Here is a 12,348-nt window from a genome sequence, read left to right on the forward strand (position 1 = left end):
CTTTTCGGAGCGTACGCAATTTGTGATCGCTCGGAGAAGAACTCCTCGGGTGCTGCATGTAGGCGTTGGCGGGAAGACGCCGGTCTTGCGTAGTGTCTTCCCGCCTGCGCAGAGAGGCTTACTTGCCTTGAGCGACGAGGTAGTCAACCGCAGCCATCACGTCCGCGTCGGACAGGCCGCTGTTGCCGCCCTTGGCCGGCATCACGTTCTTGCCTTTCAGTGCGCTGCCGTAGAGTGCCTGGGTACCGGTCTTGATGCGCGGTGCCCATGCAGCCTTGTCGCCAAGCTTCGGTGCGCCGGCGGCGCCGGTAGCATGGCAAGCAGCACAGGTCGCGTCATATACCGCCTTGCCGTCTGCCGCGAGGGTTTGACCTGCCATCACCAGCAAAGCGGATGCAACGGCGGTACTGACAAAACTGAATTTCATATTTTCTCCTTGGGTTCAAAAACTCTTGCAATGTGTGAAACTCCGCAAGCTTCACCGTTGTAAGGGTGCAATTAATGTGCCAAGGAATCATCCGCGTTTCGCGGTATGCAATGGCTCTATGGATCAAGGGATTCCCGGAATTGGCAAAACCGCCTGGGGCTTTTGCCATCGTCAGGAAAATGCGGGTAGTTAACCTTGCTGCCGACGTGGTTGTGTGCGACGGTCGGACTTGCGCCAATTGCCGGCGAAGGCAATCAGCGCAAGTGAGGGGGGAAATGCAGACCTTGTTGCGTCAGCGCGTAGCCGGGGTTGCGATGGCAGGCGTTGCACTGATCGGATGGAACGCCTTGCTGATGTAGGCAATGAGGGCCTGGATATCCGCTTCGCTCAATACTGACTTCCATGCCGGCATGGATGTGCCGGGCAAGCCGTCCTTGATGGTCGCGGCGAGGCGCTCCGCGGTCATGGACGACATGACCGGCGATGAGGTCAGGTCGCGCGGATGCGGTTCAAGGAAGGTGCCGATCCAGTTGCGTGACGTGCCGTCGGCCGCATGGCAGAAGGCGCAGTTTTGCTGATACAGCGTTTCGCCGTGACGCTCCTGCGCGTTCATGTCGGTCAGTATCGGCGCCTTGTCATGCAGGTGATAGGGCGTCGCGCTGGTCACGCCGTCGACTTGCTTGGGTGGCCAGTCGCCGGGCTGAAAACCCATGCGCGGGTAGGACAGTGCGCGTGAATCCCAGGCCACACCTTCGTTATTGACCTTGGCCCGATCGTGACAACTGACGCAGGCCGACATGAACAGGTGGCGGCCGTCGCGCTGTTCCGGTGTGAGTTGCTCTGCCGGCGCGTCGAGTGTGATCTTGCCGGTCGCGAAGGGATAGGCCGGCGCGTAGCGCTCATGTTCCGGCCAGCCGTTTTCCACCGTGTGGTAGGCGGTATTGCGCGCCTTCGACGCCATGAATTCATGGCGCACGAAATCGGCGACGGCGGCAATCTCGGCTGGCGTGAGAATGTCGGCGAAGCTTTTCATCGCCGTTCCCTCGCGGCCCCTGGTAATCGTCTCCAGCATTCTTTCGCGGGGGAGTTGATCAGGCGACAGGGAGGTGAAATCGCGCGGACGCGGATTGAGATAGGTGCTGGCGAGCGTCTGCGCATTGCCCGAATAGCCGTGGCAGAAGTAGCAGCGGAAATTGTAGATCTTGCGGCCGAGTTCGATATCGCCCGCGGCCTGTGCCGTCGTCCCGGCGTGCGGCGCGGCCGCTTTCGGCGGTGCCGCCGTATCGGAGCAGGCTGCAAGGGATAGCAGCAGTGCGAGCAGGGCAATCAGTTTCATCTTGAGCAAAGCCTTGGTCCGCGCCATGCGCGAAATAGTTCAGTGAACCGAGCAATACGCCGGGTCGATCCTTTCGCGGCACCCGGCATCTCCTTCAAAATTTTCACAGGTTCGATGCGGGCACACGCTTGCCTGCGGGCTCATTTTCCGGCGTTGGCATTCTTGGCGACCGCTGTCGGCTGACGGATGAAGCGCTGGAACACGAACTCGGCAACGTCCGCGACTTCCTGCGGGCTCAGCACCTTGCCCCATGCCGGCATTTCAGTGCCGAGCTTGCCTTCCGTCGTCGCCTTGAACAATGCCGTACGGTTCAGCTCCGCCTGCGAAGCCGGGTGCAGGAAATTGCGCGGTTTCGGGTTGATGAAGTAAGCGCGCGGACCGCGTCCGTCGCCGGTCGTGCCGTGGCAGGTCGCGCAATTGCTCATGTAGAAGGCTGCTCCCTTGACGGCGTCGCCTTTCAGGCCGTTCGGCATCGGCGCCGACATGTCGGCCACCAGAGTTTTCGTCGAGGACGGCATGCCCGTGCCCGGCATGCCCTGGGGCCGACCGTGGCGCGCCCCGGAAGAGGTGCCGGAGATGCCCGCGGTGTCGTTGGTGCCCATGAAGCCGGTGCGGATGTAGCTGACGACGGCGTTGATGTCTTCCTTGCTGAGCTGCGTCTTGAATCCCGCCATCGCGGTTTCGGGGCGGCCATAGGTAATCGACATGATCATGCGCTCAGGCGTGAGCTCCGCCCTCGCTGCCGGCGCGGTGAAGTCGCGCGGAGGCGGGTTCAGGCTGCCTTGTGCGCGGCTGCGTCCGTCGCCACGGTCGCCGTGGCAGACCGCGCAGTTCCTGCTGTAGACGATACGGCCGCGATTGCTGTCCGCAGTCGCGTTGGCCGGCATGAAGGTGTTGCGGACATAGTCGACCACCGCTTCGATTTCCTTCTGGCTCAACTGGGTTTTCCAGCCGGTCATCGCCGTGCCGGAGCGGCCATTGGTCACCGATTCGATCATGCGTGCGCGGGTGAGCAGCGTCGCTGCTTCGGAGGTCGTGAAGTTGCGCGGCGGCGGCACCAGGCTGCCTTGCGCGCGGCTGTGGCCATCGCCTTTGTCGCCGTGGCAGACGGAACAGTAGTTGTGATAAATCGCCGCCGGACGGATTTCTCCGCTTGCGGCGGTCGTATGCGCTCCGGCCGAGGCCGGCAAGGGGCTTGCGCCCAGCCATGCCAATAACAGGAAGGCGAGATGACGGCTGCTGCGGTTGAAGAGTGCGCTTGAGGCGGCTGGCATTCTGATTTTGATCATGTCTCGGTGATGGATGCGATTAACAACGGCATGCCGCACGAAGCGACGGTCTTGAATTCTTGGAGCGAAGGTTAGCAAGAATGATGCCTGACGGAATGTTTTTCTCGGCAAGAGAGTTGCCCGAGAAGCCGTCTGCGCCTTGAAAGGAGCGCTATACAAATTGGTACGGTGCTTGCTTGAAGCGTGCTCCCTGGCAAGTAATTCCTGTTTGGTCAATTTTCATTGCAATACAAAGGCGTAACGAATATGAAAAAGCGTGCATCTCTCAGAGCGTTGCTCGGTCTGGTCGAATTGGCAGGCGTACTGTTGGTGGCAGGTTGCGCCGCGCCGCCGGGGCCGCCGCGCGTGGTGGAAAAACCGGTGTTCCCGGCGGCGCCGGATCAGCCGCGCTTCTATTACGAGCGCAGCATCTATACCAGCGCGGATGTGGTGAAGCAGGACCAGAATGCGGAACTGCGGCGCATGCTGACCGGCGAGTCACGCGTCGGCGAAGGCATGGCCAAACCCTACGGCGTCGCTGTATACCAGGGGCGCGTGTTCGTCAGCGATACGGCAGTGCAAGCGGTCATGGTGTTCGACATCCCGGGCCAGAAGTTTTTCAAGATCGGCGAGGACGAGCCGGGGCGCCTGATGATGCCGATCGGCCTGGATGTGGACGGCAAGGGCAACCTCTATGTCGTGGATGCCACGGCCAAGCAGGTGGTGGTGTATGACAAGGACGGCAAATTCCTGCGCACCGTCGGCAATGCCAAGTTCTTTTCGCGGCCGTCCGGCATTGCAGTCGATTCCGAAGGTGCGCGCGTGTATGTCGTCGATACCGGTTCCGTCACGAATGAAGAGCATCGCGTGCGCGTCTTCGATGCGCAGGACGGCAAGCATTTGTTCGACATCGGCAAGCGTGGAAACGCTAAAGGAGAATTCAATCTGCCGCGCGATGTGGTGATCGGCCAGGATGGCCTGATTTACGTCGTCGACGGCGGCAATTTCCGTGTCCAGGCATTCCGCACCGACGGCACCTTTGTGCGGGCCTTCGGCGAAGTCGGCCGCCGCAGCGGCCAGTTCTCGCGCCCGAAGGAGGCCGCGGTGGATCCTGACGGGAATATCTACGTAGTCGATACCGCCTTCGGCAATTTCCAGATCTTCAATCCCGAAGGGCAGTTGCTGCTCCCGGTCGGCAGCCGCAGTGAAAAGGATGGCATGGCGAAGTACATGCTACCCGCCGGCATTGCGATCGACGGCGACGGACGCGTGTATGTTGCCGATCAATTCTTCCGCAAGGTCGACGTCTACCGGCCGGCCAAGCTGGCTGAAGGCGCTGGATTCACGGCCAGGCCGGAACCGAAAGCGAAGCAGTGATTTCGTTCCAGCAATCAAGAAGTGCTTCTTGCATTCAGGAACTGGTATGGGGTAGTACGAATTGCCTGTTTTCTCATGTGCTTACCCGAGCGTGGCGTGTCGCCGGATGGCGCTCTTCCTATGGAAATCGGAGTAGCGATTTGGGTGGGTGCTGTGAGAAACCGGCGCCAGGGTCGAAGGCTATCGTGGCGCAAAGTCGATAGCCTGCGCTTCTGATTTGGGTCAATTGTGTATCTGGCTTGAAACTTGCTCATCTTGATCCCAAGCAACTGATTCGTTGTAGGGGAACAGGGAGCATGTCGAAAGGCATGTAGTCAATAAAAAATGCAGGAATCGAAAATCATGAAAATGAATTTGGTGAAAGACGTCATGTCGCGAGTGGCCGGTACAGTGGCCGTCGTGCTGTTGGGGGCGGGAGTGTTCGCCTCGCCGGATGTATCGGCGGGTATCGCGAACACCAAGCACAACCTGGGGAGCAGCGCGGGCCCCGCGGAACGGGTCAACTCGTTCAGCGGCACCGGCGAAATTTGCGTGTTCTGTCACACGCCTCACGGATCGGAAACCTCAGCCACGGTCCCTTTGTGGAACCGGGTGTTGTCGTCGCCGACGATCTATACCACGTACAACAGCCTTGGCACTTCCAGTCTGGACGGCTCGACGGCACCGGTCGGTTCTGTATCGCTTGCCTGTCTGTCGTGCCATGACGGTACGCAGGCAATGAACGTGATGATCAACCAGCCTGGTTCGGGTGGCTATAACCCGGCCGGCGCTGCGCTCACCGGCACCTGGACGGGCGACCACCAGACCGACGGCAAGATCGCCGACGGCTTGATCACCTTGATCGGCAAGGATCTGCGCAACGACCATCCGATCGGCATCCAGTACGCGGGTGGCCCGAAGGCGGGCACTGTGCCGGCTGCGCCGGCTGCCTATGCCAGCACGGCGTTCCGTGACGGCGACTTCAAGGATACGAAGTCGGCGGTGTTGAACGGTCAGTCGGTATGGTGGGTGGATACCTCGGTCGGTACGGCCGGTTCACGCGAAAAGACTGACATGCAGCTCTACACGCGTGCCGACGTGACCTCGGTAAACAAGGATGGCGACGGCAACACCATGACGCTGTCGGGCGCACAGCCTTACGTCGAATGCGCAAGCTGCCACGATCCGCATACCGAAAACACCACCTTCCTTCGCATTCCCAATACGGGCAGTGCAGTGTGCCTGGCTTGCCATACCAAGTAATTCACTGACTGCTTGACCAACAGGGGCGGGCAGGGAGACTTGTCTGCCCCTTATTTGTGGTGCCTCATGAATGACAATGCGCACGCCTCGCATTACTGCGCGGCGAAGAGGGAGCGTTGTCATTCATGAGACAGGAATCCAACGGGCCCGGCCTGTGAACGAGAGGTTTGACGAGATGAAAACAATGCAAAGACATTCATGCGGCGCAGCGCTTCTGTCGCTGGCCTTGCTGGGAGCCGCGGCACCCGCGTTCAGCGCCAATGCACAGCCGGCGGTGTTTGCGAAGGTGGGCGACACGGTCATTACCCAGGACGACTACAGTGCCGCCTTTGCGGTCGCTTCGCGCGGCAAGTTCTATCACGGCAAGCCGCCGGAAAACGAAATCGCCGCTCTGCAGCGTGAAGTCGGCGAGCAACTGGTTGCGCGCGTGCTGCTGTTGCGCGAAGCGCGGCAGCGCGGCATCAAGCCCGACGCCGGCGAAATCCAGAATACGCTCGCGGGTTACGAGCAGCGCTATGCCGGCAGCGAACAGTGGAAAAAGAATCGCAGCAAGATGATTCCGCAAGTGACCGTGCGACTCGAAGAGGAAAGCCTGCTGGGGCAACTCGAAAAGAGCGTGCGCAACGTGCCCAAGCCCGCGCTCAAGGACGTCAAGGCGTATTACGAAGCCAATCCGCAGAAATTCACCGAACCCGAACAGATGCGTGTCTCGGTGATCCTGTTGAAGGTCGATCCTTCGTCGCCATCCGCCGCCTGGATCAAGGCCGAGGAAGAGGCGCGCGATCTGGTCAAGAAGCTGCGCGCCGGCGCGGATTTCGCCGCCACCGCGAAAGCGCGTTCCGGCGACGGCTCGGCACAGCAGGGTGGCGACATGGGCTATCTGCATAGCGGCATGCTGCCGGACGGTACGGAAGCGGTCCTCAAGGCGCTCAAGAACGGTGAAATTTCCAATCCGGTCCAGGTGCTGGAAGGCATGGCGATCCTCAAGCTGACCGACCGCAAGCCGGCCCGGCTCAACAGTTTCGAAACGGTCCAGAACCGCGCGCAGGATCTGCTGCAGCGCGATCGCTCGGACCAGGCGTGGAGCAAGCTCATTGCCGACCTGAAGAAAAAGACGCCGGCGCAAATCGACCAGTCTCGCTACCTGCCGCTGGCCGAGCAAGCAGGCGGGCGTCCGGCGACGAAATGACAAATGGCCGTTGCGATTGTCCATTTGCGCAGTGAACGGGGTGTGACGTGGCTGCAGCACCGGGAAAGCGTGTCTCGATTTCGCCAATCTTGTGCATGGCGTTATCGGCACTGCTTTGGCCGCGCAGCGCGTTCCCCGCATTGCCTCCCGCCAGTTCCGGACAATCGGCGGAAAGCACCGAATCAAACGCTGCGCCAGGCAAGCCGGCGCAACTCAGTCCCGCCGCTGCTGCCGACGCCAGCGCGGCGGAACAGGCGCCGGGTTGGGTTATCCCCCGTGTGCGCCTGGGCGGCACCATCTCCTATGACACGCGCACGGATTTCGGCGAGGGGCGAAAGATGCAACAGCGCGGCCTGAATGCCACCCTGCGCGCGGCGACCGAGACCTATATCTGGCAACCCTGGCTTGCGCAGGTGGGCGGCAACGTGAATTTCTCCACCGCGCACAACAGCAATACCAAGAATCAGGCGGATTTCAGCAGCTCCAGCAATTCGAAAAACGGCGTCGTGACCGGTTCCGCGCAACTCCGCGTATTGCCGCAAAGCCGTTTTCCGTTCGAGGCGCACATCGAGCGCACCGACAACCGGATGGCGAGCGACTCGATACCCACCGTCGGCTTCGCGAGCCAGCGCATCGGCTTTACCCAGCAGTACCTGCGCACTGACGGCGACGCCTACTTCGGCTGGGACCGCAGCACCCAGGACAGCGACACCAGCGGCAAGGACCGTCAGGACAATCTGCAATTGACGCTCTCGCACAACATGGAAACACAGCGCTTCCAGTTCAGCGCCACCCGCGCGCGCAACGAGCATGCCATGACCGGCGAGTCGACAACACAGAATAACCTGTCGCTGCAGCACAGCTATACCGCAATCGAGGACGTGTCATTGGAAACGATGGCCAACGTCAGCAGCTCCGGCTACCACCTGGTGCAGACGGAAAACGACACCAAACTGATGCAGGTCAGCAGCATAGCGTTCTGGCGACCGGAAGAAATGCCGCTGACGCTCACCGGCGGCGTGCGCATGCTGGCACTGGCCGCCGACACCGGTACCTTCACCACCGCCGACACCACCATCAGCGCAGCGGCGAAACTGCGCAATGCCAATGTCAATGTCGGCATGAGCTATGACTTCGGCAAGTTCACGCATTTGAATGCATCGGCCAACGCCAACCACCTCGACAGCAACGGCTCCACTGCGGGCACTGCGAATGAATCGGTCGGCCTGACCTATCAACCACAAGCGATTCGCTTTTCCTCCTTCCAGTACAACTGGTCGACGACCGCGACGGCCACCAACCAGACTGGCGGCAACAACACCGGCCGGCAGTTGACGCTACAACTGTCGCACAACCTGAACCGCAGCTTTCAACTCGATGGCGGTTCCACCATCACGGTCGAGCTCAGCCAGGCACTCTCCGCACTGGCCAGCAGCGGCCGCCAGAGCACCACGTTTGCACCCGGCTCGGCAGCCACGAAGCAGGTGACGCACGGTGCGGCGGTGTCATGGAGCATGAGCGGAGATGCAGGCATGGCGCAGTTGCGCCTGAGCGCCAGCGATTCGCGCAGCCTCGACGGCAACCAGGATTATTTTCAGATGATCAATTTCCAGGCGTCGAGCAACCTGTCGACGAGTGCGAACACTTCCTGGAACGGCAGCCTCACGGTGCAAGCCGTTCGGCAAGGCAGCAACCAGCCTTTCCTGGTGGCGCCGATCGGTACGCAGCCCGCCGGCATTTATCAGGGCACGACCTACGATGGTCAGTTCAAGACCACCTCCAGCGGCGCCCTGACATACCAGAACCAGCGCCTGTTCGGCGTGCGCCGCCTGCGTTTCGTGTCCGACCTGCGGCTCAACAGCGAAGCCTTGCTGCCCATGCTCGGCGGGCCGACCGACCAGGAGATGGCCGCATGGGAAAACCGGGTGGATTACTGGATCGGACGCACCATGCTGCGGGTGAACACCCTGGTGGCGCGCACCAAGGTGCCATTCGTGAAGAAGACGACCGACGGGGTACAGGAGATTGCCAGCAGCACGCACCTGAACAAATCGATCATGTTCTCGGTGTCACGCGGATTTGGAGATTTTTAGCGGGTGAATGGATTTGGTTTTTTTATCGTTGTAATTGCATGAAAGGTGGTTGAGATGTTAAGGCTAATGCATTACAGCAGGACTTTCAGGACGGTCTTGCTGCTGTTGATGATCCTGACAGCCGGGCTGGCCGATATGCGCGATGCCCGCGCGGAGTATGGCGACGTCGTTATCAATAATTATTCGGATGGCGCGGGGATGCGGCCGGCGATCTTCCCGCACTGGTTCCACCGCATCCGGTTCCGCTGCAAGGTATGCCATGCCGACCTTGGCTTCAAGTTCAAGGCGGGCGGCAACGAGATCAACATGGTGAAGATCATCGACGGCCAGTATTGCGGCGCCTGCCACAACGGCAACATCGCCTGGTCGGTCGAGAACTGCAACCTCTGCCATTCCGGCAAACCGGGTACGCCGACGCAAGTGCACGAGAGCACCATCAATTCGCTGGTGGTGCCGGCCAATAGCGCGGTCAGCGCAGCGCCTGCGCAATCAACCCCACAGCCGAAGAAATAAGGAGCAATCATGAACAGTTCTCTCATGCTCCGCGCAAGCGTTTTTGCCCTGGCAATCGGCGTCATTTCGCTGCGCGCGGGCGCAACCGACCTGCCCAACGGAAAAGCCGTTTTCGACAGCACCTGTTCCGCGTGCCACAGCACCGGCGCGGCGGGCGCTCCCAAGCTCGGCGATGCCGCCGCGTGGGCTCCCCGCATCAAGTCCGGTCCGCAGGCACTTTATGCCAGCGCATTGAAAGGCAAAGGCGTGATGCCGCCCAAGGGTGGCAACAACAGCCTGTCGGATGCCCAGGTGCAGGCAGCGGTGAATTACATGATCGGCCAGGCGGACGCCAAGGCTGGCGCGAAAACGGTCGCGGCGAAACCGGCTGAAGCGCCAAAGCCTGCTGCTGCACCAGCGCCAGCGCCAGCACCGGCACCGGCACCGGCGGTCGCGGCGACGGCACCCGCACCGGCAGTACCCCCGGCTCCTGCGATGGTCCCGGTCGCGTCCGGCCCGATCGTCAACGTCAACAACTTCAATCGCCTGATGAAACCGCCGGCGCAGCGCAACCTGCCGCCGCCGCAGGACGGGATCCACGATCCGGCCAACGATGGCACGCATTCGCTGCTGCCTCCGCTTACGGCGTTCGCCACCTTCGAGAAAGGCGTGAGCGGCAACCGGGTCGACTGGGTGAAGACGCTGGCCGACGGCAAGATCGCGCCGCGTTTCGATCGCAACGATCCCAATGCCAAGCCGATGGTGATGGACCTGAACATCGTGCGTGAAGTGAAGGGCTCGATGCCGGACGTGGTGTATCCGCACAAGCAGCATACGGAGTGGCTGGATTGTTCCAACTGCCATCCCGCGATCTTCGTGCCGCAAAAGGGTGCGAACCAGATCAGCATGGCAGCCATCCTGCTCGGACAGAAATGCGGCGTGTGCCATGGCAAGGTTGCGTTCCCGGTATCGGAATGCCGCCGCTGCCACTCCAAGAGCAAGCCGATGGCCGTGAAGGCTGAAGCCAAGCCATGACCCTGGCCGGCAACAAGTCGAGACTGTCATGGGCCGCCATGATGCTGGCCAGCGTGGCGGCCGCATCCGGACCGCAGTCGGCGCAGTCTGCGCCGACCGCATCGCCGGCGGCTGAAGCATCGGGCGGCGCCCTGCAGGCCACGCTGGAAAGCAAGACGCGCCTGATCAAGCTGCTGCTTACGCAGTCGCCCGCAGTGCGACGCATTCCGCAAAGCGACAATGCGCAGGCCAGGAAGAAGCTGGCCGAGGCGCAGTCCCTCGTCGCACGGGCTGACGGCGAGGCGGCTGCCGGCCGCACCGACGCAGCGGTCAAACTGCTCGATGAAGCCTTGCGCGACATCGTTGCGGCGACACGCCTGGTGCCCGATGCCGGGCAACTGGCGGCGCAGGAGCGTGCCCGTTACACCGCGCTGAGCGAGACGACGCGCACCTTCCTGCAACTGCACAAGAACCTGTCGGCCCGCATGGCAGCAAAGAAAGTGCAGGCGCCTGCAAGCGCGCTGGACGTCGGCAAGGTCAACGGTCTGCTGGAGAAGGCAGAATCGCTGGCCGCGGGCGGCAGGCACAAGGAGGCAAATGCCTTGCTCAACGACGCCTACAAGGCGGCGGTGTCGGCGCTCAACGGTTTGCTGATGTCCGAAACCATCGTGTACGACCAGAAGTTCGACTCTCCTGCGGAGGAATTCCAGCATGAACTCGCACGCAACCGGAGTTATGAAGAACTGATTCCGATCGCACTGGCGCAGTTGAATACGCCGCGCGAGACCGCATTGTTGAGCGAGCGCTACACGCAACAAAGCAAGGACTTGCGCGAAACCGCGCAAAAACAGGCTGCCGGCGGGGATTACCCGGCCGCATTGAAATCAATCCAGGACGCGACCGCGCAATTGCAGCGTTCGCTGCGTATCGTCGGCGTCATTGTGCCGCAAGCATCTGAAAGGTAATGCAATCATGAAACGATATTTGAAGGGCAGCGCCGTGCTGCTCGCCGGGACCCTTGGCCTGCAACTGGCATCTGCCTGCATGGCAGCCGACGCACCCGCCGCACAGGCGGTCGATGCCGCCAGTACACCGCGCGGACCGCGCGCCCCGGAAACCAAGGAACAACTGGAGCGCCGGCTCGGATCGGTGGAAACCCTGATCGAGAAATCTTCGGCCGCCAAGCAGATCGAAGCGAGCGGCAATGCGGAGGCGCAAGGCCAGCGCAGCAAGGCCCGCGATCTGCGCAAGCAGGCCGAAGATGCCTACAGGGCAGGCAATTATCCGAACGCGACGCGCCTGCTGGACGAGGCGGCGAAGATGATGTTCGAAAGCGTGCGCCTGGCCGCGCCGGAGCAGGTTACCAGCGAGAAGAAGCAGCGCGACTTCGACAATCGCATGGAAAGCGTGAAGGCCCTGCTGACCGCGCAAAAACGCATCAGTGCCGAGAAGCACCTGGGCGCGAAGGGAACCGAGACCACCGCCAAGATCGAAGCGCAAATCCGCGACGCGCAAGCGCTGGCGACGGCGGGCAAGCTGGATGAAGCCCGTTCGGTGCTCGACAATGTGTATGTGACAACCAAGACCGCGATCGAAGGCATGCGCGGCGGCGACACCCTGGTACGTTCCTTGCAGTTCGCCAACAAGGAAGAGGAATACCACTACGAAGTGGATCGCAACGATACGCACAAGATGCTGGTCAAGGTGCTGCTGGAGGAAAAGCGCGCCAGTAATCCGGGCCTGGAAAGCATGGTGCAGAAGTATCTGGAACAGTCCGCCACATTGCGAACCAATGCGGAGGGCCTCGCGGCGAAAAAGGATTATGAGGGAGCGATCAAGGTATTGGAGGACGCAACCAGGGAACTGGTTCGCGCGATCCGCAGCGCCGGGGTGTATATCCCGGGATAGGT

The 12,348-nt window shown here is 61.4% G+C and carries 11 protein-coding genes; 8 read left to right on the plus strand and 3 right to left on the minus strand.

The genetic code is table 11. The features are described 5' to 3' along the window. Positions 1-118: 118 nt before the first annotated feature. The 3 genes from E6W33_RS09265 to E6W33_RS09275 form a co-directional block, all read right to left on the minus strand. A complete protein-coding gene (locus E6W33_RS09265; protein ID WP_136416676.1) occupies positions 119-427 on the minus strand; it encodes a c-type cytochrome in 309 nt (102 codons plus the stop codon). 292 nt (positions 428-719) lie between these two features. Continuing rightward, positions 720-1,763: a cytochrome c gene (locus E6W33_RS09270; protein ID WP_247869586.1), complete on the minus strand. Its 1,044-nt coding sequence runs from the start codon at positions 1,761-1,763 to the stop codon at positions 720-722. Between the two features lie 140 nt (positions 1,764-1,903). Next, positions 1,904-3,052 carry a c-type cytochrome gene (locus E6W33_RS09275; RefSeq protein ID WP_136416680.1) on the minus strand — a complete coding sequence of 383 codons (1,149 nt, stop codon included), beginning with the start codon at positions 3,050-3,052 and terminating at the stop codon, positions 1,904-1,906. Positions 3,053-3,298: 246 nt separating this feature from the next. On the opposite strand from E6W33_RS09275, the gene E6W33_RS09280 reads away from it, so the two are divergent. From E6W33_RS09280 to E6W33_RS09315, 8 genes are all read left to right on the plus strand, one after another. Beyond that, positions 3,299-4,408, plus strand: a complete 1,110-nt coding sequence (locus E6W33_RS09280) for a 6-bladed beta-propeller (protein WP_136416682.1) — start codon at positions 3,299-3,301, stop codon at positions 4,406-4,408. Between the two features lie 342 nt (positions 4,409-4,750). Next, positions 4,751-5,650 carry a cytochrome c3 family protein gene (locus E6W33_RS09285; RefSeq protein WP_247869587.1) on the plus strand — a complete coding sequence of 300 codons (900 nt, stop codon included), beginning with the start codon at positions 4,751-4,753 and terminating at the stop codon, positions 5,648-5,650. A 184-nt stretch (positions 5,651-5,834) separates the two neighbouring features. Continuing rightward, on the plus strand, positions 5,835-6,839 hold the full coding sequence (locus tag E6W33_RS09290) for a peptidylprolyl isomerase (RefSeq protein ID WP_168798587.1): 1,005 nt from the start codon (positions 5,835-5,837) through the stop codon (positions 6,837-6,839). A 95-nt stretch (positions 6,840-6,934) separates the two neighbouring features. After that, positions 6,935-8,932 carry a hypothetical protein gene (locus tag E6W33_RS09295; RefSeq protein WP_136416688.1) on the plus strand — a complete coding sequence of 666 codons (1,998 nt, stop codon included), beginning with the start codon at positions 6,935-6,937 and terminating at the stop codon, positions 8,930-8,932. Between the two features lie 54 nt (positions 8,933-8,986). Then, the gene (locus E6W33_RS09300; protein ID WP_211097278.1) at positions 8,987-9,445 is read left to right on the plus strand and encodes a c(7)-type cytochrome triheme domain-containing protein; all 459 of its coding nucleotides are present in this window, start codon (positions 8,987-8,989) and stop codon (positions 9,443-9,445) included. A 9-nt stretch (positions 9,446-9,454) separates the two neighbouring features. Then, the gene (locus E6W33_RS09305) at positions 9,455-10,459 is read left to right on the plus strand and encodes a c(7)-type cytochrome triheme domain-containing protein (protein ID WP_168798588.1); all 1,005 of its coding nucleotides are present in this window, start codon (positions 9,455-9,457) and stop codon (positions 10,457-10,459) included. Continuing rightward, on the plus strand, positions 10,456-11,403 hold the full coding sequence (locus E6W33_RS09310) for a hypothetical protein (RefSeq protein WP_136416690.1): 948 nt from the start codon (positions 10,456-10,458) through the stop codon (positions 11,401-11,403). Before E6W33_RS09305 ends, E6W33_RS09310 begins: the two co-directional genes overlap by 4 nt. Before the next feature lie 7 nt (positions 11,404-11,410). Then, entirely contained in the window at positions 11,411-12,346 is a 936-nt protein-coding gene (locus tag E6W33_RS09315; RefSeq protein ID WP_211097279.1) for a hypothetical protein, read from the plus strand. Positions 12,347-12,348: the final 2 nt, after the last annotated feature.

This window comes from Herbaspirillum sp. ST 5-3 (assembly GCF_004804275.1).
Lineage (GTDB): Bacteria > Pseudomonadota > Gammaproteobacteria > Burkholderiales > Burkholderiaceae_D > Noviherbaspirillum.

Excerpts from the sequence above, each read along its gene's own strand:
- E6W33_RS09265 (WP_136416676.1), bottom strand. The coding sequence starts at position 427 with ATGAAATTCAGTTTTGTCAGTACCGCCGTTGCATCCGCTTTGCTGGTG.
- E6W33_RS09285 (WP_247869587.1), top strand. The coding sequence starts at position 4,751 with ATGAAAATGAATTTGGTGAAAGACGTCATGTCGCGAGTGGCCGGTACA.
- E6W33_RS09290 (WP_168798587.1), top strand. The coding sequence starts at position 5,835 with ATGCAAAGACATTCATGCGGCGCAGCGCTTCTGTCGCTGGCCTTGCTG.
- E6W33_RS09300 (WP_211097278.1), top strand. The coding sequence starts at position 8,987 with ATGTTAAGGCTAATGCATTACAGCAGGACTTTCAGGACGGTCTTGCTG.
- E6W33_RS09295 (WP_136416688.1), top strand. The coding sequence starts at position 6,935 with ATGGCGTTATCGGCACTGCTTTGGCCGCGCAGCGCGTTCCCCGCATTG.
- E6W33_RS09310 (WP_136416690.1), top strand. The coding sequence starts at position 10,456 with ATGACCCTGGCCGGCAACAAGTCGAGACTGTCATGGGCCGCCATGATG.
- E6W33_RS09315 (WP_211097279.1), top strand. The coding sequence starts at position 11,411 with ATGAAACGATATTTGAAGGGCAGCGCCGTGCTGCTCGCCGGGACCCTT.
- E6W33_RS09275 (WP_136416680.1), bottom strand. The coding sequence starts at position 3,052 with ATGATCAAAATCAGAATGCCAGCCGCCTCAAGCGCACTCTTCAACCGC.
- E6W33_RS09305 (WP_168798588.1), top strand. The coding sequence starts at position 9,455 with ATGAACAGTTCTCTCATGCTCCGCGCAAGCGTTTTTGCCCTGGCAATC.
- E6W33_RS09270 (WP_247869586.1), bottom strand. The coding sequence starts at position 1,763 with ATGAAACTGATTGCCCTGCTCGCACTGCTGCTATCCCTTGCAGCCTGC.
- E6W33_RS09280 (WP_136416682.1), top strand. The coding sequence starts at position 3,299 with ATGAAAAAGCGTGCATCTCTCAGAGCGTTGCTCGGTCTGGTCGAATTG.